Origin of the sequence: Salipiger aestuarii, from assembly GCF_003259905.1 — a bacterium.
In the GTDB taxonomy this organism is placed as follows: Bacteria; Pseudomonadota; Alphaproteobacteria; order Rhodobacterales; family Rhodobacteraceae; genus Salipiger; species Salipiger aestuarii.
Genome location: NZ_QLMG01000019.1, coordinates 23,810 through 44,288 on the forward strand (window position 1 = coordinate 23,810; position 20,479 = coordinate 44,288).

At 66.9% G+C, this 20,479-nt stretch carries 21 protein-coding genes; 10 read left to right on the plus strand and 11 right to left on the minus strand.

The features are described from left to right. Positions 1-11 precede the first annotated feature (11 nt). From ATI53_RS11475 to ATI53_RS11485, 3 genes are all read right to left on the minus strand, one after another. Positions 12-863, minus strand: a complete 852-nt coding sequence (locus tag ATI53_RS11475) for a C40 family peptidase (RefSeq protein WP_111550445.1) — start codon at positions 861-863, stop codon at positions 12-14. Then, positions 860-2,242: a leucyl aminopeptidase family protein gene (locus ATI53_RS11480; protein WP_111550446.1), complete on the minus strand. Its 1,383-nt coding sequence runs from the start codon at positions 2,240-2,242 to the stop codon at positions 860-862. The genes ATI53_RS11475 and ATI53_RS11480 overlap by 4 nt, the downstream gene beginning before the upstream one ends. A gap of 72 nt (positions 2,243-2,314) precedes the next feature. Beyond that, complete coding sequence (locus tag ATI53_RS11485; protein WP_009503704.1) at positions 2,315-2,707, minus strand: hypothetical protein; 393 nt, start codon at positions 2,705-2,707, stop codon at positions 2,315-2,317. A 139-nt stretch (positions 2,708-2,846) separates the two neighbouring features. Between ATI53_RS11485 and ATI53_RS11490 the strand changes: the two genes are divergently transcribed. Further along, positions 2,847-3,494, plus strand: a complete 648-nt coding sequence (locus tag ATI53_RS11490) for a carbonic anhydrase (protein WP_009503703.1) — start codon at positions 2,847-2,849, stop codon at positions 3,492-3,494. Here ATI53_RS11490 and ATI53_RS11495 read toward each other — a convergent pair. Both ATI53_RS11495 and ATI53_RS11500 read right to left on the minus strand, forming a co-directional pair. Beyond that, positions 3,491-3,793 carry a hypothetical protein gene (locus ATI53_RS11495; RefSeq protein ID WP_111550447.1) on the minus strand — a complete coding sequence of 101 codons (303 nt, stop codon included), beginning with the start codon at positions 3,791-3,793 and terminating at the stop codon, positions 3,491-3,493. The two genes, ATI53_RS11490 and ATI53_RS11495, sit on opposite strands and share 4 nt — an antisense overlap. A gap of 656 nt (positions 3,794-4,449) precedes the next feature. Next, positions 4,450-5,472 carry an aspartate-semialdehyde dehydrogenase gene (locus ATI53_RS11500; protein WP_111550448.1) on the minus strand — a complete coding sequence of 341 codons (1,023 nt, stop codon included), beginning with the start codon at positions 5,470-5,472 and terminating at the stop codon, positions 4,450-4,452. A gap of 420 nt (positions 5,473-5,892) precedes the next feature. Here ATI53_RS11500 and ATI53_RS11505 point away from each other — a divergent pair, with 420 nt between their 5' ends. Beyond that, positions 5,893-7,770, plus strand: a complete 1,878-nt coding sequence (locus ATI53_RS11505) for a polysaccharide biosynthesis protein (protein WP_009503700.1) — start codon at positions 5,893-5,895, stop codon at positions 7,768-7,770. Positions 7,771-7,863: 93 nt separating this feature from the next. Here ATI53_RS11505 and ATI53_RS11510 read toward each other — a convergent pair whose 3' ends face one another. The 4 genes from ATI53_RS11510 to cobU form a co-directional block, all read right to left on the minus strand. Further along, positions 7,864-8,706: an LOG family protein gene (locus ATI53_RS11510; RefSeq protein ID WP_009503699.1), complete on the minus strand. Its 843-nt coding sequence runs from the start codon at positions 8,704-8,706 to the stop codon at positions 7,864-7,866. A gap of 80 nt (positions 8,707-8,786) precedes the next feature. Beyond that, positions 8,787-9,530 (minus strand): adenosylcobinamide-GDP ribazoletransferase, encoded by a 744-nt coding sequence (locus tag ATI53_RS11515; protein WP_111550449.1) that lies wholly within the window; start codon positions 9,528-9,530, stop codon positions 8,787-8,789. Further along, positions 9,527-10,525 carry a nicotinate-nucleotide--dimethylbenzimidazole phosphoribosyltransferase gene (gene cobT, locus ATI53_RS11520; protein WP_009504827.1) on the minus strand — a complete coding sequence of 333 codons (999 nt, stop codon included), beginning with the start codon at positions 10,523-10,525 and terminating at the stop codon, positions 9,527-9,529. The genes ATI53_RS11515 and cobT overlap by 4 nt, the downstream gene beginning before the upstream one ends. Positions 10,526-10,527: 2 nt before the next feature. After that, positions 10,528-11,034 carry a bifunctional adenosylcobinamide kinase/adenosylcobinamide-phosphate guanylyltransferase gene (gene cobU / locus ATI53_RS11525; protein ID WP_111550450.1) on the minus strand — a complete coding sequence of 169 codons (507 nt, stop codon included), beginning with the start codon at positions 11,032-11,034 and terminating at the stop codon, positions 10,528-10,530. Between the two features lie 43 nt (positions 11,035-11,077). Here cobU and ATI53_RS11530 point away from each other — a divergent pair, with 43 nt between their 5' ends. From ATI53_RS11530 to ATI53_RS11545, 4 genes are all read left to right on the plus strand, one after another. Further along, positions 11,078-11,650 carry a histidine phosphatase family protein gene (locus tag ATI53_RS11530; protein WP_111550451.1) on the plus strand — a complete coding sequence of 191 codons (573 nt, stop codon included), beginning with the start codon at positions 11,078-11,080 and terminating at the stop codon, positions 11,648-11,650. Then, a complete protein-coding gene (cbiB, locus tag ATI53_RS11535; RefSeq protein ID WP_170134563.1) occupies positions 11,647-12,582 on the plus strand; it encodes an adenosylcobinamide-phosphate synthase CbiB in 936 nt (311 codons plus the stop codon). Before ATI53_RS11530 ends, cbiB begins: the two co-directional genes overlap by 4 nt. A 76-nt stretch (positions 12,583-12,658) precedes the next feature. After that, a complete protein-coding gene (locus tag ATI53_RS11540) occupies positions 12,659-14,041 on the plus strand; it encodes a DUF1800 domain-containing protein (RefSeq protein ID WP_111550453.1) in 1,383 nt (460 codons plus the stop codon). Between the two features lie 4 nt (positions 14,042-14,045). Continuing rightward, positions 14,046-15,272: a DUF1501 domain-containing protein gene (locus tag ATI53_RS11545; RefSeq protein ID WP_009504832.1), complete on the plus strand. Its 1,227-nt coding sequence runs from the start codon at positions 14,046-14,048 to the stop codon at positions 15,270-15,272. Positions 15,273-15,277: 5 nt separating this feature from the next. On the opposite strand, the gene ATI53_RS11550 is transcribed toward ATI53_RS11545, so the two are convergent. After that, positions 15,278-16,075, minus strand: coding sequence for a GntR family transcriptional regulator (locus ATI53_RS11550; RefSeq protein ID WP_009504833.1), 798 nt, complete (start codon positions 16,073-16,075; stop codon positions 15,278-15,280). Further along, the gene (locus tag ATI53_RS11555) at positions 16,065-16,616 is read right to left on the minus strand and encodes a hypothetical protein (RefSeq protein ID WP_009504834.1); all 552 of its coding nucleotides are present in this window, start codon (positions 16,614-16,616) and stop codon (positions 16,065-16,067) included. Before ATI53_RS11555 ends, ATI53_RS11550 begins: the two co-directional genes overlap by 11 nt. A 289-nt stretch (positions 16,617-16,905) precedes the next feature. Between ATI53_RS11555 and ATI53_RS11560 the strand changes: the two genes are divergently transcribed. From ATI53_RS11560 to ATI53_RS11575, 4 genes are read left to right on the plus strand one after another with little or no spacing between them, the layout of a single operon-like run. After that, positions 16,906-17,409 (plus strand): hypothetical protein, encoded by a 504-nt coding sequence (locus ATI53_RS11560; protein WP_009504835.1) that lies wholly within the window; start codon positions 16,906-16,908, stop codon positions 17,407-17,409. After that, on the plus strand, positions 17,402-18,487 hold the full coding sequence (locus tag ATI53_RS11565) for an ABC transporter ATP-binding protein (RefSeq protein WP_111550454.1): 1,086 nt from the start codon (positions 17,402-17,404) through the stop codon (positions 18,485-18,487). The genes ATI53_RS11560 and ATI53_RS11565 overlap by 8 nt, the downstream gene beginning before the upstream one ends. Position 18,488: 1 nt before the next feature. After that, positions 18,489-19,574: an ABC transporter ATP-binding protein gene (locus ATI53_RS11570; RefSeq protein ID WP_111550455.1), complete on the plus strand. Its 1,086-nt coding sequence runs from the start codon at positions 18,489-18,491 to the stop codon at positions 19,572-19,574. Further along, positions 19,574-20,449, plus strand: coding sequence for a carbohydrate ABC transporter permease (locus ATI53_RS11575; RefSeq protein ID WP_009504839.1), 876 nt, complete (start codon positions 19,574-19,576; stop codon positions 20,447-20,449). Before ATI53_RS11570 ends, ATI53_RS11575 begins: the two co-directional genes overlap by 1 nt. Positions 20,450-20,479 lie beyond the last annotated feature (30 nt).

Sequence of the window (20,479 nt, forward strand, 5' to 3'; positions counted from 1 at the left end):
AGGCAGGACAATCAGGGCCGGCGAATCCGGGCGTGGCGCGTCACCGGCCCGTCGCCTTGAGCGTCGATGCGGGCAACCGCTTCGGCCAGGCCCTCGACAGCGACGGCCATGTGAAAGGCGTTGGCGTGCAGGATTTCATCCGGCCCGCTGACCAGCGCGACATGGCCCTTCCAGAACAGCAGGTCGCCACGTTCAGGGGCGCTGTGGGCAGGCAGGGTCGCGCCGAGCGCCGCCTCTTGCAGGTCGCTGTCACCAGGGCAGGGAATGCCGCAAGCCGCCAGCGCGGCCTGCACCAACCCGGAACAGTCGATGCCGAATCCGCTGTTTCCGCCCCAAAGATAGGGCGTACCAAGGTACATCGCCGCCACCGCGACCGGGTCCGCACGAAGCTCCGTCGTCAGATGGACGGTCGGAACCCAGCCAATTTCGGTTTCGCAGAACCGCCCCTGGATATGCCCGGTCGCGACAACGCGAGACAGGTGTGACAGCGCGCACCGTTCGGGGGTTTTCATATCGGGGACAGTATAGGCATGGGTCTGTCGCACACCGACACGATGGGACGGCGTGCCGCGTTGCGTTGCGCGGGCGAGCGATCCGGCGGGGAGCCACCCAGCGTATCCCATCTGGGGCGCGTAGCCGAACAGCGCGCCGTCGCGGACTTCGAGCAGGTCGAAAGCATCGCCGTAGCGCAGTTGCCGTTCGCGCCTGCCGCCAGCGGTGGCCAGCAGATCGACCACCGGGGTCGCGACATAGGATGGCTGCGGATCAACCGGCCGCAGGTCGGGGAACGCCTGCGCCTGCGCGCGCGCGACCACCCGGTCGTTGGCGGGCTGCTGGCGAGGGTCTGCCGCGGGCACGGTCACAGGTCCAGCAATGCGGGCAGCGCCGCAAGGATCGCGCGCGGCCCTTGCCCGGCGCCGCCCTTGGGCCGCGCGGGCGCCGGCGTCGGGTTCCAACCGTAGATGTCGAAATGCACATAGCGGGGCGTTGCGGTGACGAAGCGCCGCAGGAACAGCGCGGCGGTGATCGACCCGGCCATGCCGCCGGACGGCGCGTTGTCAAGGTCGGCGATGCCCGGTTCGAGCCTTGCCTCGTAGGGGTCCCAGAACGGCATGCGCCACAGCGGGTCCGCTGCGTCGCTCCCCGCGGCTATAAGCGCCGATGCGATGCGGTCGTCGTCGCAGTAGAACGGCGCAAGATCCGGGCCGACCGCAACCCGCGCGGCGCCGGTCAGCGTTGCCATAGAGACGATCAGGTCGGGCTGTTCCTCGTCCGCCAGCGCCAGCGCGTCGGCCAGGACCAGCCGGCCTTCGGCGTCGGTGTTGTTGATCTCGACCGTCAGGCCCTTGCGCGAGGTCAGGATGTCCTGCGGGCGGAACGCATCGCCCGCGACGGAATTTTCCACCGCGGGGATCAGCACCCGCAGCTGCAGCGGCAAATCCAGCGCCATGATCGCCTGCGCAAGGCCCAGAACGTTTGCCGCGCCGCCCATGTCCTTTTTCATCAGCCCCATCGAGCTTCCAGGCTTGAGGTTCAGCCCGCCGGTGTCGAAACACACCCCCTTTCCGACCAGCGTCAGCCGCGGGCCCGCCGTGCCCCAGCGCAGGTCGATCAACCGGGGTGCGCGGGGGCTGGCGCGCCCCACCGCATGGATCATCGGAAAGCCGTCGCGCAGGGTGTCGCCGCCCGTGACTTCGGTGACGGCGCCGAAACGGTCGGCCAGCGCGCGCGCGGCGGATTCAAGCTCTGCCGGCCCCATGTCAGAGGCGGGCGTGTTCACGAGATCGCGGGTCAGGGCCTCGGCCTCGGCCAGCGTCTCGATCCGGGGGGCATCGACGGCGCCGGGGGCGACCAGCCGGGCGGAATCGCGCGCCGCCCCGGCGTAGCGCGTGAACGTATAGGACGACAGCAGCCAGCCCAGCGATTCCTCTGCGGCCTTTTCCGGGGGCAGGCCGGACGCGACGCGATAGATCGCGGCAGGCAACGCGGCCGCCGCTGTTGCAAGGGCAAAGCGCAGCCGCTGACGGGTCTTGGCGCTGCCGTAGCCCGCCAGCGCGCCAACCGGACGCCCGTCCCTGCCGGGCAGCAACAGCGTTTCGCCAAGGGCACCGGAAAACCCGCTGGCACCGATCCAGGCGCGGGTCGGGTCGTCCTGCGTGGTCAGCCAGCCCGACAGCGCATCCTGTTCGATGACATGAAGCGGCAGGGCATCGTCCGACGGGGCGGCGAAACGAAAGGGCATGGCAAGGGTCCTTGGCAGGGATAATATCCGCGCCAGCCTAGCGCCCCGCACGGCGCCCGCAAGGGGCCTGCGCTAGACCGTGAGGTCCTGCAGATCCCATACCGCATAAAGCGAGCGTTCGCCCACCCTCGCCATCCGCGCCAGCGTCGCGGCCAGCCCGACCGGATCGCTGTCGTCGATGCATTGCACCACATCGCCGGAAATGCGGGCGAGCGCGCTCATCCCGATCTGTTCGGCGATTGCCCCCAAAGCCCGCGTGCATTGACGCATTCCGGCAAAATCCGCCTTTTCGTAAAGGCGGTCTGCCTGACCGAGGCGATAGGCCAGCTCTTCCATGGCGCGGCAAAGGACATCTTCGCCCTCTTGCGCGCCAAGCCGTTCATACAGGCCTTCCAGCCTTTCGGGATCCAGCCCGGCCTTCTCGTTCGGCGAAAGCACTGCAACCTGTTCCACCACCGCGTCCATTCCTTCATCGTGCCCCCACCGGTCAGGGAGATACGCCTCCTTAGTTCCCAAAAGGTTAGACCCGATCCATTTCTTGTCTCGAATTCCATGTGAATTGCGCGTAATGGCAGGGGTATCATGGTGCGATCAGGAGGATTTGATGCACAGAGCGCGACCTCTTCCGCAGTATCTCGTCCAGCGGTACAACGGCTGGAAAGCGACGAGTTATGCGGAGAACCACGCCTGGTTTCGACGCCTTGCGTCCGAAGGCCAGCATCCGCGGGCGATGATTATCTCATGCTGCGACAGCCGCGTGCATGTGACATCGCTCTTCGGGGCGGACACTGGCGAGTTCTTTATTCACCGCAATATCGCCAACCTCGTACCGCCCTACGAGCCGGATGGCGATCATCACGGCACGTCGGCGGCGGTAGAATACGCGGTGACGGCGCTCAAGGTCGCGCATGTGATCGTGATGGGGCATTCCAGCTGTGGCGGCGTTCAGGGCTGTCTGGACATGTGCGAAGGCCGCGCGCCTCAGCTTGAGGAAAAGACCAGCTTTGTGGGCCGCTGGATGGATATTCTGCGTCCCGGATATGAAAAGGTGAAGGATCTGCCCCCCGAGCGCATTTCCAAGGCGCTGGAGCAAGAGGCGGTGATGACGTCGATCGGCAATCTGCTGAGCTTTCCCTTTGTCCGTGAGGCGGTCGACTCCGAGGACATGACCTTGCACGGCGTCTGGCATGAAATCGGCACCGGCAAGCTGGAAGTGTTCGACCCCGCAGTGGACGGGTTCGTCCAGGTCTAGGCCTGGCAGCGCAGAACCGCTGAGCGCCCGTCGCCGGACATCCGTAGCGGTGGGCGTCCGATCCGTTGCGACAGCGCGCTCAGCGGCGCGCCGATGGCGGAGCCGGTGCTGATGGCTTCGCCCGAATAGTCGTCGACGATCAGCATCCGCCCGTCGCGAAACCCAAGACGATAACCCTTGCGGTCCAGGTCCCCTGTCAGGCCGGACCAGTGGGTCGCGCCGTCGATGATCGGGCGCAGCACGATGCGCAGCATGGTGGCGGTTTCGCTGTCGAGCGGACGATGAAGATGGGGGGTCATGGTCGGTTCCCTATTGTTCGGCCAGTGGGCGCAAGACGGCAGCGCTTGTGTGGGTCAGCCTGAGGCGGGCGGGTTACCTGCGTCCTGACGCAGCGGGCGTTGCGTAAAATTCCGGTCTAACGCCGCGCGGACTGAGCCTGCGCGCGCGGGGACCGGGCTGGGGTGGCGGTCGATGGCAACGGCCCGCAGAAAGGGACAAGAGAGAGGCGGAGCGTCTTCAGCCGACCGGCCGGCGCTGGGGCCACGCCACGCCCGCGCGGCCCGGGCAGGCCGCGGATCTCAAAGCCCGAGGCGGCGCAGCATGTGGGTCGGCAGGGGCCGGGGCGTTGGTGCCGGTCGCACAGCAGCAGGCTGCGGGTCGTCAGAGCCAAGAGGCAGCGGCCACGGGCGAGCGAAAGAAATCGGTTCCCATGTTTGCATACTCCGACAAGATATATGGAAGGCGTCTTCTGATTGGGACACGGTGCCTTTCTGCTTTGCCGGCGCCCCCTGTGTACGCCGGTATGCATCGTCGCGCCACGGCGCCCGGGAACAGGTGGCATCGCAGAGGGCGCACATTCCTGTCCTTCGGAACAGGGCACATTTGAATGAAAAACGGCGGTGCCCCGAGGGGGCGCCGCCGCGAAATTGCGTCGAACTTTCAAGGCCAGAGCGGATCAGCCCTTTTTCAGCGCCTTCTGGCCCAGAACCTCGGCGATCTGCACCGCGTTCAGCGCCGCTCCCTTGCGCAGGTTGTCCGACACGCACCACAGGTTCAGACCGTTGTCGATGGTCGAATCCTGACGGATGCGACTGATGAAGGTGGCGAAATCGCCGACGCATTCGACGGGGGTGATGTAGCCACCGTCCTCGCGCTTGTCGACGACCATGATGCCGGGAGCCTCGCGCAGGATGTCGCGGGCTTCGTCTTCGTCAAGAAATTCCTCGAACTCGATGTTGATCGATTCCGCGTGGCCGACAAAGACCGGAACGCGCACACAGGTCGCGGTGACCTTGATCTTGGGGTCGACGATCTTTTTGGTTTCGGCCACCATCTTCCATTCTTCCTTGGTCGAGCCGTCGTCGAGGAAGACGTCGATGTGGGGAATCACGTTGAAGGCGATCTGCTTGGGATATTTCTTGGGCGGAACCTCGGTCACCGGGTTGTAGATCGACTTGGTCTGGTCCCAGAGCTCGTCCATGCCTTCCTTGCCCGAGCCGGACACCGACTGGTAGGTCGACACCACGACACGCTTGATCGTCGCGCGGTCGTGCAGCGGCTTGAGCGCGACAACCATCTGGGCGGTCGAACAGTTGGGATTCGCGATGATGTTCTTTTTCGTATAGCCCATCACGGCGTCGGCGTTGACTTCGGGCACCACCAGCGGCACGTCCGGATCGTAGCGATAGAGAGACGAATTGTCGATCACCACGCAGCCCGTCCTGGCGGCCTTGGGGGCGTATTCCTTCGTGGCTTCGGACCCGACGGCGAACAGGGCGATGTCCCAGCCGGTGAAATCGAACGCGGCAAGATCCTTGGTCTTGAGCGTCTTGTCTCCGAAGCTGACCTCGGTGCCCAGCGAACGGCGCGAGGCAAGCGCGGCCAGTTCGTCCACCGGGAACTCGCGCTCGGCAAGGATGTTCAGCATTTCGCGGCCCACGTTGCCCGTGGCGCCCACGACGACGACCTTATAGCCCATCGGGGTCTCCTTCACACGTCACACCCCGGTGCCCCATGGCGCCAAGGCGGCTTGGCGCGGGTCATACCTCATGCCATGGGGCGGTGAAAGGGGTCTGTGGACGCAGCCCGGCGCCGCGAATCTGTCGGGCGCATGGCTGGCGCCTCGCGATCCGGCATTCGCCCAATAATCGCGCAAACCGGCAGCAGAGTGCCGCGAAAAGGAGGGGTTTCGGGCCAACGTCGCGTGTTTCGGTGAAATTCCGCCCATCTGTGCAAGTGCAGCAATTCCTTACTTGTCCATGTAATGGGCAATCGCGTACAGGAATGTTAGTTTTGATTACTGGTTAGGCATCGCCCGTCGCAGAACGCTGGACGACCGGGCGCACGCCATATTCGACCATGCTTTTGACTAAACCACGCAAGTGGAAGGAAGGCCGGAATGCTCTATTGGCTCGTTACATCTCTGACACGAGCGCAGAAACAGGTCCTCTTTCTGCTGACTGACATGGCGATGGTGGGGGTCGCGCTTGTCTCCGCCCTCGCGTTGAACGCCGCCGTCAATCCGGACCTGCCTGGCCTTTGGCAGCTTGTTCCGCTGATCGCCGCCACCACGCTGGTCGGTGCCGCGGCAAGCTGGTACTTCGGGCTGCCGAAATTCACCCTGAACGCCTATGACACGCGCGGCATCACCCGCACCGCGGGCTTTGCCGCCGTCTGCGCCATCGCGGCGGTGGCGCTGAACAGGGTCCTGTCGCCCGCGCTTGCGCTGCCGCTGTTCTTCAATTTCGCGCTGATCCTGGTGGTTCTGGGCACAAGCTGGCGTCTTATTGCGCGCTACCTCACGCTGGAGATCTACCGTCGCGGCCTGAACCGCATGCGGGTGCTGATCTATGGCGCGGGGCAAACCGGCCAGCAACTTGCCGTGGCGCTGAGTCATGACAACAAGATCGACCCGATCTGTTTTGTCGATGACAATCCGACGCTGCAAAGCCAGGTCGTGGCGGGGCTTCGGGTGCATGCGCCCTCGGCCATCCCCGAGATCATCCAGCGCCGGTCCATCGACCGCGTCGTGCTGGCCATGCCGTCGATCAGCCAGCCTCAGATCGCGCGCATCGCCCACAAGCTGCGCACCATCGGCTGCGAGGTGCACGCGCTGCCGTCGTTCGCCGAGCTGGTCGGCGAGCGCGAGCTGCGTAAAAGCGTCACGCCGGTGTCGCTGAACGATCTGCTTGGCCGCAACCGGCTTGAATCCGAACTGCCGGGCGTCAGCCATGCCTATTCGGGGCGGCGCATCATGGTGACCGGCGCGGGTGGGTCCATCGGGTCCGAACTGTGCCGCCAGCTGATCGCCTGCAAGCCGGAATGCGTGGTGCTGGTCGATCATTCCGAACTTGGGCTGTACAGCATCGAAAAGGAACTTCGGGAACTTGAGGCGGGCATGTCCATCGTGCCGATCCTCGGGTCGGTGCTGGACGCCACGCTGATGGCGCGCATCATGCGCGATCACCGGATCGAGGCCGTGCTGCACGCCGCCGCCTACAAGCACCTTCCGCTGGTCGAATGCAATGTGCTGTCGGGGATGAACAACAACGTCATCGGCACCAAGGTGCTGGCGGATGTCGCGCGTGAGGCCGGCGTCGAACGCTTTATCCTGGTGTCGTCGGACAAGGCGGTGCGCCCGACCAATGTCATGGGCGCGTCGAAACGCCTGGCCGAACTGGTGGTGCAGGATCTTGCCACGCGCAGCACCGGCACGCGGTTTTCCATGGTGCGCTTTGGCAACGTGCTTGGCTCGTCGGGATCCGTCATCCCGCTGTTCGAGGAACAGATCGCCCGTGGAGGCCCGGTCACGCTGACCGATCCCAAGGTTACGCGCTATTTCATGACCATCTCCGAAGCGGCGCGGCTGGTACTGCTGGCGGGGTCGTTCGCACGCGGCGGCGATGTCTTCGTGCTCGACATGGGCGAGCCGGTGCCGATCAAGAAGCTGGCCCGCCAGATGATCGAAGGCGCGGGCTACACCGTGCGCGACGACAAGACCCCCGATGGCGACATCGAAATCGAGGTCACCGGCCTGCGTAAGGGCGAAAAGCTGCACGAGGAGCTGCTGATCTCGCAGGATATGCTGACCACGCCGCACCACAAGATCCTGCGCGCGCAAGAAGGCTTTCTGTCCGAATTCGAAATCGCGACCGCTCTCAAGGATCTGCGCACCGCCATCGCCGGGCTGGACGAAACGCAGGCCCGCGACGTCATCGCGCGCTGGGTCGAACATGGCGAAGACGCATCCGCTACCGGCGAGGTCCAGCGCGGCTGACGCCGTCGCCCGTTTGGCGCGGGCGATCTTCTGTCGTCATTCGGCACGGTCGCCGCGATTGCTGCCCGGCGGCCCGCAGACTAAGCGTCGGGTTTACCGGCCGGGAATGTCGCTGCGGGCGGGCGCGGGGCCCCATTCTTCGATGACCGCGGTCGCCTCGTCGGCGGTTTCGACGAAGCGGAACAGGTCTAGGTCCTCGGGGCTGATGGTGCCCGCCTCCTCAAGCGCCCCCCAGTTGATGATCTTTTCCCAGAAGGCACGCCCGAACAACAGGAACGGCACGCGGTTCATGCGACCGGTCTGGATCAGGGTCAGGGCCTCGAACATCTCGTCAAGCGTGCCGAACCCGCCCGGAAAGACACAGATCGCGCGGGCGCGCATCAGGAAATGCATCTTGCGGATCGCGAAATAGTGGAAGTTGAAACATAGGTCCGGCGTCACATATTCGTTCGGGGCCTGTTCGTGCGGCAGCACGATGTTCAGGCCGATGGACACGCCGCCGGCCTGCATCGCGCCAAGGTTGCCCGCCTCCATCACGCCCGGCCCGCCGCCCGTCGCGACAATGTATTCGCGGTTGCCCGTCGCGATGGATTTCGCGGTCATCTTCTGGGCGAAAAGCCGTGCCTCTTCGTAGAAATGCGACAGGTCGCCCAGTGTTCGGGTGCGGGCCGAATCCTTTTCGGCGGGCGAGGGGATGCGCGCGCCGCCGAACAGCACGATGGTCGATTCCACCTGATGTTCGTCCAGCACCATCTGCGGTTTCAGCAGTTCAAGCTGAAGACGCACGGGGCGCAGTTCATCCCGGCACAGAAACGATTCGTCGGCAAAGGCCAGCCGGTAGGACGGCGCGCGGGTTTGCGGCGTGTCGGGGATCTGTTCGGCGGTCTTGCGGTCGCGACCGGCGTCGCGGAAAATCGAGTGGCGTTCGTCGTTCATGCGAGAGGCGTCCTTCGTGCTGTCCCTGACATTGGTAAACGCATCGCGTGCGTCACGCCAGCGAGCAAAGACGAATGCCGTTACATCGTCGCGGAAAGCGCCACCCAGCCGGCGGTTTCCGCGCACAGCTGCACCGCGCCCAGCACGTCGCCGGTCTGGCCGCCAAGCGTGGTTCTGGCCCGGCGGGCCAGCAGCGTGGCCGTTGCGGCCATGACGACCAGCGCGACCCAGCCCGGCGGCCCCAGCACCAGCGCCAGCCCCGCACATGGAATCGCGCCCGGCACCCATGCGGTGGTGTTGCCGCGGGCCGCCTGGCCCAGCCCGTCGCTGCGCGCCGGGGGCACCAGCGCCAGCACCAGCACCATCGCCAGGCGGCTGGCCATTGCCGCCAGCGCCATCGCCGCCAATCCGTACCCATCCGCCGGCAGGGCCGCCAGCGCGGCCGCGCCAAGCCCGCAGGCCAGCACCAGTGCGAGCACGCCAAAGCTGCCGACCCGGCTGTCGCGCATGATGTCCAGCCGGTGGGCGCGGTCGCGGCCTCCGGCGGCGTCGGCCATGTCGGCGAATCCGTCGTGATGCAATCCGCCCGTCGTCAGCGCCATCATCGCCACCGCGGCGACCCCCGCAACGTGTGGGGCCAGCCCCAGCGCCTGCGCCCCGGCCAGCACGGCCCAGCCGATCACCGCGACGGGAACCCCCGCAAGGGCAAAGGCCCAGCGGGCGGCATCCAGCCCCGGCACATCGCCATCGAACCGCCCGGCGGGCAGGCGGGTCAGCAGCATCAGGGCGACGCGCGCCTCGCGAATGCGCGCAGGCACGGTCATGCGTCAGACACTCCAGCCTCGGCAAAGGTGGCCATGCCGCGGTGGCAGGCCAGCGCGCCGCGCAGCACGCCCAGCGCCAGCGCGGCCCCCGTTCCTTCGCCAAGCGCCATGCCAAGATCCAGCAGCGGGCGCTTGCCCATCGCCGCGCACAGGCCGTTGTGGCCCGGTTCGGCGCTGGCATGGCCGATCAGGCAATGATCCAGCAGCGCCGGGTTCGCCGCCCAGAGCGGCGCGACCGAGGCGGTGCAGATGAACCCGTCCAGTAGCACCGGGATGCGCGCCAGGCGGGCGGCGATGACGGCGCCGCAGATCGCGGCCTGTTCACGCCCGCCAAGGGCTGCCAGCTTTCCCATCGGGGTGCGCGCCGCGTGCAGCGCCACACCCCGCGCGACGACCTCGGCCTTGTGGGCGCGCGCCGTGGCGTCCGATCCGGTGCCGCGCCCGACCCACAGCTGTGCGTCCCCGCCAAGGATGGCATGTGCGAGCGCCGCCGCGACGGTGGAATTGCCGATGCCCATCTCGCCCAGGATCAACGCGTCGGCCTGCTGAACGGCGGTCGCACCGCGTTGCAACGCCTCCAGCGTTTCGGCATCGTCCATCGCCGCGCGGCTGGTGAAATCCGCTGTCGGGCGGTCCAGGTCCAGCGCAACCACGGTCAGGTCCGCGCCGTTCAGCCGGCACAACTGGTTGATCGCGGCGCCGCCTGTTTCGAAATTGGCGACCATCTGGGCGGTGACCTCTTGCGGAAACGGGTTTATGCCTTGCGCACACACGCCGTGATTGCCTGCGAACACAAGCGCCTGAACCTTGTCCAGCGCCGGCATGGCGTGCCCCTGCCACCCCGCAAGAAATTCGGCCAGGTCTTCAAGCCGCCCCAACGAGCCGGGCGGCTTGGTCAGGGTGCCCTGCCGCGCGCGCGCCATTTGGGCGGCGCCCGCGTCCTGCGCGGGCAGGGCGAGTGTCGCAATTTCGTCGATATGCGTGATCGGCAGCATGGTCATTTCACCTTGATCGGATGGCCCGCGACGCAAAGCCAAAGCTCGTCGCAGCTGCGGGAGATGGACTGGTTCACAAGCCCCGCCGCGTCGCGAAAGGCGCGGGCAAGGGCGTTTTCGGGTACAATCCCGGCGCCGACCTCGTTGGTCACGAACACCACCGGCGCGCTTTGCCGGGGAATCAGCGCACACAGCTCGGCGCAGGCGCCGTCCCAGTCGGCGCCCGACAGCATGAGATTACTCAGCCACAGGGTCAGGCAATCGACAAGGCGCGGGGCGTCGCCATCGGTGTCGCGCAGCGTCCGGGCAAGCTGCAACGGTTCGGCCACGGTGCGCCATTCCGGCCCGCGCCGCGCCTGGTGACGCGCGATGCGGTCGGCCATTTCGGCGTCATGCGCCTGCGCCGTGGCGATGTAGATGGCGCGGCGCCCAAGGCCCAGCGTCATATCTTCGGCGAGGCGGCTCTTGCCAGAGCGCACGCCCCCGGTGATCAGGATCGACTTTCCCATGGCGCCGTGACAAATCAGGTTCCGCGCGATTTGGAAAGCCTGGATGACACCTCCCGACCCGACCGATCTGATCCTGATCCGGCACGCCCCTGCGGACCATGGCGGGCGCTTGTGCGGGCGCACCGATGTGCCTGCGATCCTGCCCCCCGGCGCGGTTCTGGCGCCGTTGCGGCGCTGGCTGGCCCCGTGCACTGTCATCACCAGCCCCGCGCTGCGCTGTCGTCAGACCGCCGCGGCGCTGTTTCCCGGGCGTGTGCGCGAATGCGACGCGGCGTTGTGGGAACAGGATTTCGGCGCGCTTGAAGGGGTCGCGTTCAGCGATCTGCCCGATCTGGGCCCGATGACGCGTGCCGCGCTGGCCCGGCTTGCCAGCCCCGACGGCGAGAGCTTCCGCGATCTCTGTAACCGGGTGGCCCCGGCGCTGACGCGCGCCGCGCGCAGGCCGGGGCCGGTGGCGATCGTCGCCCATGCCGGCACGATCCGTGCCGCGCTGGGGTTGGCGCTGGAAGACGCGTCGCAGGGCCTTGCGTTCGACATCGCGCCGCTGTCGGTGACGCGCCTGCGCCGGGTGCCGGACGGTTTCGCGATAATTTCGACAAATGCAGGAGTGGCATGATGTATTGCGCAGCCATGGCGCTGGGGTTGATGGTGGACACGCTGGTCGGCTGGCCGGACCGGCTGTTTCGCAGCCTGTCCCATCCGGTGGTCTGGATCGGCGCGTTGGTGTCCGCGCTGGACCGGCACTGGAACGACGGCCCCCCGATGCGCCGCCGCCGCGCCGGGGCATTGACGGTCGCCGCAGTGCTGATCGCGACCGTCCTGCCCGCCGCGCTGGTGCAATGGGCGCTGCCGGATGGCGCCCTTGGCGTGGTTCTGACCGGGGTGCTTTCCTGGCCGCTGATCGCGGCGCGATCGCTGAACGATCACGTCGCCGCCGTCGCGCGCCCGCTTGCGGCCGGCGATCTTGCCGGGGCGCGCGGCGCCGTCGCGCGTATCGTGGGGCGCGACCCGACGACGCTGGACACCGCGGGCGTGGGACGCGCGGCATTGGAAAGCCTGGCCGAAAACGCATCCGACGGGGTGGTGGCCCCGCTGGTCTGGGGGGCTGTCGCGGGGCTTCCGGGCATCGCCGCCTACAAGGCCATTAACACGATGGATTCGATGATTGGCCACCGCAACGACCGTTATGAGGATTTCGGCAAGGCGGCGGCCCGGCTTGACGATCTGGCGAACCTGATCCCCGCGCGTCTGACCGCGGGGTTGCTGGCGCTGGCCTCGGGGCGCCCGGCAACGGCCATCGCGGGCATGCGGCGTGACGCGGCCAGGCACCGCTCGCCCAATGCCGGCTGGCCCGAGGCGGCGCTGGCTGCGGCCCTGCGTGTGCGGCTGTCGGGACCGCGGGTTTACGGCGGCACCATCGCCGATGAACCCTGGGTCAACGACGGGGCGCCCGACCCGGACGCGGCGGCGATGGGGCGCGGGCTGGCGCTGTATCGGCGCACGGTGCTGCTATGTGCCCTGCTGCTGGGCGGTCTTGCGCTGATCTGACATCACATCCGCGCGGGGCGGGGTGCGCGCGGGCGCAATCCGGCGTAGATTGCAACGCAGCGACAATGAGGTTGCGATGCCCCCGTTCGACCCCCTCCTTGCCGACATCCGTTTTGGCTGCGGATTGTCGCCGCTCATCCCTCCCCCGGCGGACGCCGAAGCGTTGCTTGCCACGCTGAACGGCCCCGATCTGGCCGCGCAGCGCTTTGCGATCGAGCCGTTCGACACGTTCCGCCAGCGCATTGTCCTTTTTAACGAACAGGGGCGCATCCGCCGCGCCAACCGTGGAACCGACCGCGAAATGGCGGCGAAAAAGGCGATGCAGGTGATGAACCGGCAGGCGCGCCGCGCACAGATGACCTGGCTGGGCCAGACGCTGGCGCGGCGGGGGATGACGGCGGCGCCGCTGCGCGAACGGCTTGCCGGGTTCTGGGCTGACCATTTCACCACTTCGGGCAAGGCCGCGCTGATGCGCCGCGCCGTGTCTCCTTATGTCGAAGAAGCGATCCGTCCGCATCTGTCCGGGCGATTCGAGGATCTGCTGATCGCGGCGGTGACGCATCCGGTGATGGTGATCTATCTTGACCAGCGCGGCTCGGCGGGGCCGCATTCGCCGCGCGGCAAAAAGGGCAAGGGTGGGCTGAACGAAAACCTCGCGCGCGAAATCATGGAACTGCACACGCTGGGAGTCGGCGGCCCCTACACGCAGACCGATGTGCGAGAACTGGCCGAACTGCTGACCGGGCTGACCTTTCGGCCCACGGTCGGGCGTCTTTTTCGCAAGGATATGGCCGAGCCGGGCCGCGAGACGGTGCTGGGCCGCAGCTACGGCGGCAGGGCGCCGGGGCTTGACGATATACAGGCGGTCTTGCGCGACCTTGCCCGCCACCCGGCGACGGCGCGGCATCTGGCGCGCAAGCTGGCGGTGCATTTCGTATCCGACACGCCCGACCCCGGTCTGGTGGGCGCCATCGAAGCCGCCTTTCTGGACAGCGGGACCGACCTGCGCGCCGGATATGCGGCCATGCTGGGTCATCCCGCCGCGTGGTCCCCGGTGCCGGGGAATGTGAAACCGCCCTTCGATTTCATCGCCTCGGCGCTGCGCGCGCTGGCGATGTCGCCGGAAGCTTATGTCGCGCTGAAGGAAAAGGCGTTTCGCCAGCACATCCAGTACCCGCTGCGCCTGATGGGCCACATCTGGGAAAAGCCCGTTGGCCCCGATGGCCTGCCCGAAGCGGATTCGGCATGGATCTCGCCGCAAGGGTTGGCGGCGCGGTTGCAATGGTCTGTGTCGGTGCCGCAGATTCTGGCCGGGGCGCTGCCGGATCCGCGCGATTTCGTCGATACCGCGCTGGGCGCGCGCGCGACACCAGCGGTGCAGTTCGCGGCGCGGGCGGCGGAAAGCCGGGCCGACGGGGTGGGCCTGATTCTGGCCTCGCCCGCTTTCCAGAGGACCTGAGGCCATGACCCTGTCACGACGCGCCTTTCTGACCCGCTCTGCCCTGATCGGCTGTTCGCTTGCGGCCAGCCCGGTGGTGACCCCGGTGACCTTTGCCGCAGCGCCTGGCGACAACCGGCTGGTGGTCATCATCCTGCGCGGTGCGATGGACGGGCTGGCGATGGCGCAGCCGGTGGGTGATGCGGATTGGCGGGCGGTGCGCCCCGGGCCGGTGCCCGGCGAAGCGGGCGGGCCTGTCGATCTGGACGGGCGGTTCGCGCTGCACCCGGCCATGGCGGGGTTGATGCCGTTGTGGCGGGCGCGCGAGATGTCGGTGGTCCATGCGGTATCGACCCCCTATCGCGACAAGCGCAGCCATTTCGACGGGCAGGACCTGCTGGAAGCCGGGGTGGCGGATCTGGCCAGCGGGGCGCGTCGCGACGGCTGGCTCAACCGGCTGTTGCAGCATTATCCCGGCAGCGGAACGCACACCGCCTGGGCCATCGGCGCCGACCCGCTTGCCGTGCTGGGCGGCGCGGCGCCGGTGACGCGCTGGGCGCCCGAAGCGGATCTGGCGCTAAGTCCGCAGGCGATCAGGCTGGCCGAGATGGTGATGCAGGACGATCCCGCCTTTGCCGCCGCCATGGCCAGGGCCTTTCGCATCGCGGATGGCGATGGTGACGCGCTTGCCGCCGCTCTCAGCCCCGAGGACATGGGCCGGATGATGGCCGAAGACATGGCCGCCGCGCGCGGCCCGGGCGAGACCCGGCTTGCCGCCTTCGTGGCGCAGCAACTGCAAGGCCCCGCGCGGATCGCGGCGTTTTCGATCAATGGCTGGGACACGCACGCGGCGCAGGACAAGCCGCTGTCACGGGCCTTGGGGCGGCTGTCGGATGCGATCGTGGCGCTGAAGGACGGGCTGGGCGCCGACGTCTGGGGCCGCACGGCGGTGGTGGCGATGACCGAATTCGGTCGCACCGTGCGGATCAACGGCACCGGGGGCACCGATCACGGCACCGGCGGTGCCATGCTGCTTGCCGGCGGCGCGCTGCACGGGGGCAGGGTGGTGACCGACTGGCCGGGGCTGGACGAGGCGTCGTTGTATGATCGCCGCGACCTGATGCCGACCCGCGATTTGCGCGCCCATGCGGCGTGGCTGATGCGCGGGCTGTTCGGGCTGGACGTCGCTACGCTGGAGCGCGACGTGTTTCCGGGGCTCGATCTGGGCGCCGACCCCGGATTGCTGCTGTAGCAAGGTCAGCGGGGCGAAAATGACCGGACGCTGACATGCAGCCGTGCCATATCGGTCAGGTACAGCGCGGTGTAATATTCTATCGGCGTTTCACTGGGGTCCGAGGCGACGCTTTCCACCTGCAACGCCGCCGTTCCCGGCGCGACCCCCAGCAGGGCGGCGTCGTCTTCGGGTAGCGAAATGGCTGCGATCCAGCGTTCGGCGCTGGTGGGGCGCTGGCCGTACTGGCGCGAAATCGTGTCGTAAAGCGAGCGGTTTTCAAGCGGCACGCCCTCCAGCCCCGGCACCAGCCGCGCCAGCATGGCCCAGCGCACGATGGCGCGCGCCACCCCATCGACCGACAGTACCCGGTCGATGGCCACCACCGGCTCGTCGTCTTCGATCAAAAGGTAGCGCCGGGCGCGCGCCGCCGCGGGGCACAGTTGCTGACGCAGGACGCGCCGGGTGACGACCTGATGCTTGTCCGCCAGCTCTCCGCTGAAGCCCACCGAGGTCGAAACGAAATCCTGCTGCCCGCGCCGGCCGCGCACAAAGGCGCCCTTGCCCTGCAACCGATAGATCAGCCCTTCGCTGACCATCTGCGACAGCGCCTCGCGTACGACGGTGCGCGACACGGCGAAGCTGCGGCACAGGTCGGCCTCGGACGGCAGCCTTGTGTCGGGCGCCAGTTCCCGGTCAAGGATCTGCGCGGTGAGCGCCCGTTTGACCTGGGACCACAGCGGCATCGACGCGGCGCGGTCGGTCGGCCCCAGTTCGACGGCGGGGGCGGCTGCCTTGCCCGGCTCCGGCTTGTCATCGCCCATCGCGTTTCCCGTCTCCCTGTCCCGCCGTTCCGCGCGCCGCCGTATGGTTGCGCCGGGACCGGACGTTTGCGCCGCCCTTGGGCGCGGCGGCGCGCGGCGGCCCACCCCGGCCAGGGGTTTTGGTGACCACGGTCGCGATCTGGCCAGGACGGGCCTCGGTGCTCTGACCCTCCAAGCCCATGAGCGGGCGCCGCAGCACAACGTCTTCGTGTCCGGTTTTACAGATACGTCCGTTTTCGGAATCGGTGTCGTCGCCGTCCGACGGATCGGCGGCGCGAATATCCGTGGTGCCCGCCGGGACGCGCCGGTCATCCAGCGGCGGCGCGAGACAGGCGCGATGATGGCGGGTTTCGAGATCCGGCATCCGCCCGCCCGGCTTTGCGGTCAGGCCCGGCGGGTCGCGCACAACGGGCGTGCCGACACAGTGCAGCCCGTGCTGCGCCTTGCCCATCCCGACCCCGGCGCTGCCGTCTTCAACGGTGGCGATGTCGGGTAACGCTGCGCCGGCAAGCCGGGTCACGAGGATGTCCTGTGTGCGCATTTCGCCTTCCTCCCAAAGGGCCGTTTCGGGCGGTCGATCGGCAGGATTAACGAGCATACTTGTAATTACAAGATCTTTCTTGTTCGGTGGGACCTGTTTGCCGGCGAGGCCGGTCTGACGCGTAACCACAGAGTTTTCGCGTAAATAGCGCAAGCAATTCCTTGCTTTTGCGGGTGCAGAAGCGGCGCCGCAAAATTCTTGACAGAAAGTTTGGCGTCTGTGACGCTCACTCGTAATGACAGGTTGGCGACTCGAACCCATGTCGAGAGGCCACTGAGGGAGGAGATTCATGGGCTCTGACGTGATCGGCATGGACGCCGGGGGCGCGATGGCGAAGGTTGCCCTGTTCGTTGGCGGCGGGCAGGAAACGGCCTGTGCGCGCAGGTCGCATGACGTGCTGCGTCTGCCGGGGACGCAGGACTGGATCGCCAAGCTGCCCGAAATCGGATCGTCCGATGACATCGTCGGCGGCATCAGCGTGCAAGCCGCACAGCAGGCCGGCCTGCTGGCGGGCGCCCCCGTGGTGCGCGGCGCCGTCGATAAATGCGCCTCCGCCTTCGGTATCCCGACACAGCTGCACGTCGATGCCCGCAGGCGCGACACCGTGCCGGTGCCGCGATTTCCCTGCCGGCGCGGCGTGTCGCGCCGGTTCAGGCCGGCCCCGGATTTGGGCGCCGTGCACCCGGCGCAATACCCGCGCGAGACCACAACCCGCGATGCCACGGCGCTGGGCGCTGCCGCCGTGCCGCCCGGCACGGCAAAGGCCAGCGCGCCCGAGGTGATCCATGCTTGAGTTTCGAAACGTGTCCAAGACGGTGCGCGGGCGCACGCATATTCACCCCCTTGATCTGACGTTGGAACAGGGCACGATGAACGTGTTGCTGGGGCCGACGCTGTCGGGCAAGACCACGCTGATGCGGCTGATGGCGGGGCTTGACCGGCCCAGCACGGGGCGGGTGTTCTTTGGCGGCAAGGACGTGACCGGCGCGCGGGTGCAGGACCGCAAGGTCGCGATGGTCTATCAGCAGTTCATCAACTACCCGGCAATGACGGTCTATGACAACATCGCCTCGCCGTTGCGTCTGATGAAACGCCCGGAGTCCGAGATCGACCGGGCGGTGCGCGACACCGCGGACATGCTGCGGCTGACGTCTCAGCTGGACAAGAAACCGCTGGAGCTGTCCGGCGGGCAGCAGCAACGCTGCGCGCTGGCGCGGGCGCTGGTGAAAGGCGCGGGGCTGGTGCTGCTGGACGAACCTCTGGCCAACCTTGACTACAAGCTGCGCGAAGAGCTGCGCGCCGAGATTCCGCGTATCTTTCAGGACAGCGGCGCGATCTTTGTCTACGCCACCACCGAGCCCGAAGAAGCATTGTTGCTTGGCGGCAATACCGCGACACTTTGGGAAGGGCGCATCACCCAGTTCGGCCCGGCGGCGCAGGTCTATCACCGCCCTGCCGACGCGACGACCGCGCGGGTTTACAGCGACCCGCCGATGAATTTCACGCCCTGCCGCAAGCAAGGCCATCGGCTGATCTTTGGCACCGGCGTTCAGGCGCCCGCCGAAGGCGCCTTTGCCAGCGTTCCCGACGGCGATTACAGCGCCGGCTTCCGGCCCAATCACCTGCGCCTGAACGCCCATTCCGGCGATGCGATACAATTTCACTGCATGATAGGCGTGTCCGAAATCACCGGATCGGAAACCTTTTTGCATCTCGACCATGGCGATGACCCCTGGGTCGCGCTGGTCCACGGGGTGCACCATCTGCATGCCGGACAACAGGTCGGGCTGTGGCTGGACCCGGCGCATGTTTACCTGTTCGACCAAAAAGGCGCGCTGGCGGTGCCCGCCTCATACGCAAGGGCGGCATGACATGGCGCGTATCACGCTGGAAAACCTTGCGCACAGCTACCATCCGGACCCGCAATCCGAAGACGACTACGCGCTGAAATCCATCGACATGACCTGGGACGACGGCGGCGCCTACGCCTTGCTGGGCGCGTCGGGCTGCGGCAAGTCCACGCTGCTCAACATCGTGTCGGGGCTGCTGGTGCCCAGCCACGGGCGGGTGCTGTTCAACGGGCAGGACGTGACCGGGGCCCCCACCACGGATCGCAACATCGCGCAGGTGTTCCAGTTTCCGGTGGTTTACGACACGATGACCGTGCGCCAGAACCTGGCCTTTCCGCTGCGCAATCGCGGCATGGAGCCCGCCTATATCAGGCGGCGCGTCGCCGAGATCGCGCGGATGATCGGGATGGAGGACGTGCTGCCCCGCAAGGCGCGCGGCCTGACGGCGGATCAAAAGCAAAAGATCAGCCTTGGGCGCGGCATGGTGCGCGAGGACGTGAACGCGATCCTGTTCGACGAGCCGCTGACGGTGATCGACCCCCATATGAAATGGGAATTGCGCACGCAGCTGAAAACCCTGCACCGCGATTTCGGGCACACGATGATCTACGTCACCCATGACCAGACCGAGGCGCTGACATTTGCCGACAAGGTGGTTGTGATGCACGACGGGCAGGTGGTGCAGCTTGGCACGCCAGAAGAGCTGTTTCAGGCGCCCAGGCACACCTTTGTCGGCTATTTCATCGGTTCTCCGGGGATGAACCTGCTGGACGCGACCGTGCGGGGGACGGTGGCCGATCTGGGCGGGCACAGCGTGGCGCTGCGCGCCGATTACGGCGCACCAAAGGGGCGCGTTCAGTTCGGCATTCGCCCCGAATTCGTACAATTCGACGACAGCGGCGCGGGTCTGCCCGTGCGGGTCCGCCGCGTCGAAGACGTAGGGCGCCATCGCATCGTGCGGTCCGATTACAACGGCACGCCCGTTAACGCGGTTCTGCCCGAAGGTCTGCCGGTGCCGGCGATGGATGCCCGCGTCAGTTTCGTGCCCGAACAGGTGGGCGTTTACGTCGACGACTGGCGCATCGCGCCGCGGGAAAGGGCTGTCTGATGGACAAGACACACGACAACCGCGCCTGGTTCATGGTGCTGCCGGTGTTCGTGCTGGTGGCGTTTTCGGCGGTGCTGCCGCTGATGACCGTGGTGAACTATGCGTTCAACGACACCTTCGGCAGCAACGTGTTCTTCTGGGTCGGCATCGAATGGTTCGATGACATGCTGCATTCCGAACGCATGTGGGGCGCGCTGAAGCGCCAGTTGATCTTTTCCGCGGTGATCCTGGCGATCGAGGTGCCGCTGGGCATCGCCGTCGCCATGTGCATGCCGAAAAGGGGGGTCTGGGCGTCGCTGTGCCTTGTGCTGGTGGCGCTGCCGCTGCTGATCCCGTGGAACGTGGTGGGCACCATCTGGCAGGTGTTCGCGCGCATCGACATCGGCCTTCTAGGGTACACGCTGGGCCAGATGGGCATTGATTTCAACCTTGGCCAGAACGCCGCCGCAGCCTGGGTGACCGTTGTGGTGATGGATGTCTGGCACTGGACGTCGCTGATCGTTCTGCTGTCCTATGCCGGGCTGCAATCCATCCCGCAGGCCTATTATCAGGCCGGGCGCATCGACCAGGCCAGCCGCTGGGCGGTGTTCCGGTTTATCGAATTGCCCAAGCTGAAAGGCGTGCTGCTGATCGCCATCCTGTTGCGGTTCATGGACAGTTTCATGATCTATACCGAGCCGTTTGTCGTCACCGGGGGCGGACCGGGATCGACCACCACCTTCCTGTCCATCGATCTGGTGAAAATGGCGCTGGGGCAGTTCGACCTTGGCCCCGCCGCGGCGTTTTCGATCATGTACTTCCTCGTGATCCTGCTGGTCAGCTGGGCGTTTTACACCGTGATGGTCAACCTTGACCGCGAGGACATGCCGAAATGAGCGCCCTAAGCGACACAACCGCCCCCCGCA

Excerpts from the sequence above, each read along its gene's own strand:
- ATI53_RS11480 (WP_111550446.1), bottom strand. The coding sequence starts at position 2,242 with ATGCCCTTTCGTTTCGCCGCCCCGTCGGACGATGCCCTGCCGCTTCAT.
- ATI53_RS11500 (WP_111550448.1), bottom strand. The coding sequence starts at position 5,472 with ATGGGCTATAAGGTCGTCGTCGTGGGCGCCACGGGCAACGTGGGCCGC.
- ATI53_RS11505 (WP_009503700.1), top strand. The coding sequence starts at position 5,893 with ATGCTCTATTGGCTCGTTACATCTCTGACACGAGCGCAGAAACAGGTC.
- cobU (WP_111550450.1), bottom strand. The coding sequence starts at position 11,034 with ATGGGAAAGTCGATCCTGATCACCGGGGGCGTGCGCTCTGGCAAGAGC.
- cobT (WP_009504827.1), bottom strand. The coding sequence starts at position 10,525 with ATGCTGCCGATCACGCATATCGACGAAATTGCGACACTCGCCCTGCCC.
- ATI53_RS11545 (WP_009504832.1), top strand. The coding sequence starts at position 14,046 with ATGACCCTGTCACGACGCGCCTTTCTGACCCGCTCTGCCCTGATCGGC.
- ATI53_RS11530 (WP_111550451.1), top strand. The coding sequence starts at position 11,078 with ATGACACCTCCCGACCCGACCGATCTGATCCTGATCCGGCACGCCCCT.
- ATI53_RS11540 (WP_111550453.1), top strand. The coding sequence starts at position 12,659 with ATGCCCCCGTTCGACCCCCTCCTTGCCGACATCCGTTTTGGCTGCGGA.
- ATI53_RS11490 (WP_009503703.1), top strand. The coding sequence starts at position 2,847 with ATGCACAGAGCGCGACCTCTTCCGCAGTATCTCGTCCAGCGGTACAAC.
- ATI53_RS11510 (WP_009503699.1), bottom strand. The coding sequence starts at position 8,706 with ATGAACGACGAACGCCACTCGATTTTCCGCGACGCCGGTCGCGACCGC.
- ATI53_RS11565 (WP_111550454.1), top strand. The coding sequence starts at position 17,402 with ATGCTTGAGTTTCGAAACGTGTCCAAGACGGTGCGCGGGCGCACGCAT.
- ATI53_RS11485 (WP_009503704.1), bottom strand. The coding sequence starts at position 2,707 with ATGGACGCGGTGGTGGAACAGGTTGCAGTGCTTTCGCCGAACGAGAAG.
- ATI53_RS11495 (WP_111550447.1), bottom strand. The coding sequence starts at position 3,793 with ATGACCCCCCATCTTCATCGTCCGCTCGACAGCGAAACCGCCACCATG.
- ATI53_RS11575 (WP_009504839.1), top strand. The coding sequence starts at position 19,574 with ATGGACAAGACACACGACAACCGCGCCTGGTTCATGGTGCTGCCGGTG.
- ATI53_RS11555 (WP_009504834.1), bottom strand. The coding sequence starts at position 16,616 with ATGCGCACACAGGACATCCTCGTGACCCGGCTTGCCGGCGCAGCGTTA.
- ATI53_RS11515 (WP_111550449.1), bottom strand. The coding sequence starts at position 9,530 with ATGACCGTGCCTGCGCGCATTCGCGAGGCGCGCGTCGCCCTGATGCTG.
- ATI53_RS11570 (WP_111550455.1), top strand. The coding sequence starts at position 18,489 with ATGGCGCGTATCACGCTGGAAAACCTTGCGCACAGCTACCATCCGGAC.
- ATI53_RS11560 (WP_009504835.1), top strand. The coding sequence starts at position 16,906 with ATGGGCTCTGACGTGATCGGCATGGACGCCGGGGGCGCGATGGCGAAG.
- ATI53_RS11550 (WP_009504833.1), bottom strand. The coding sequence starts at position 16,075 with ATGGGCGATGACAAGCCGGAGCCGGGCAAGGCAGCCGCCCCCGCCGTC.
- cbiB (WP_170134563.1), top strand. The coding sequence starts at position 11,647 with ATGATGTATTGCGCAGCCATGGCGCTGGGGTTGATGGTGGACACGCTG.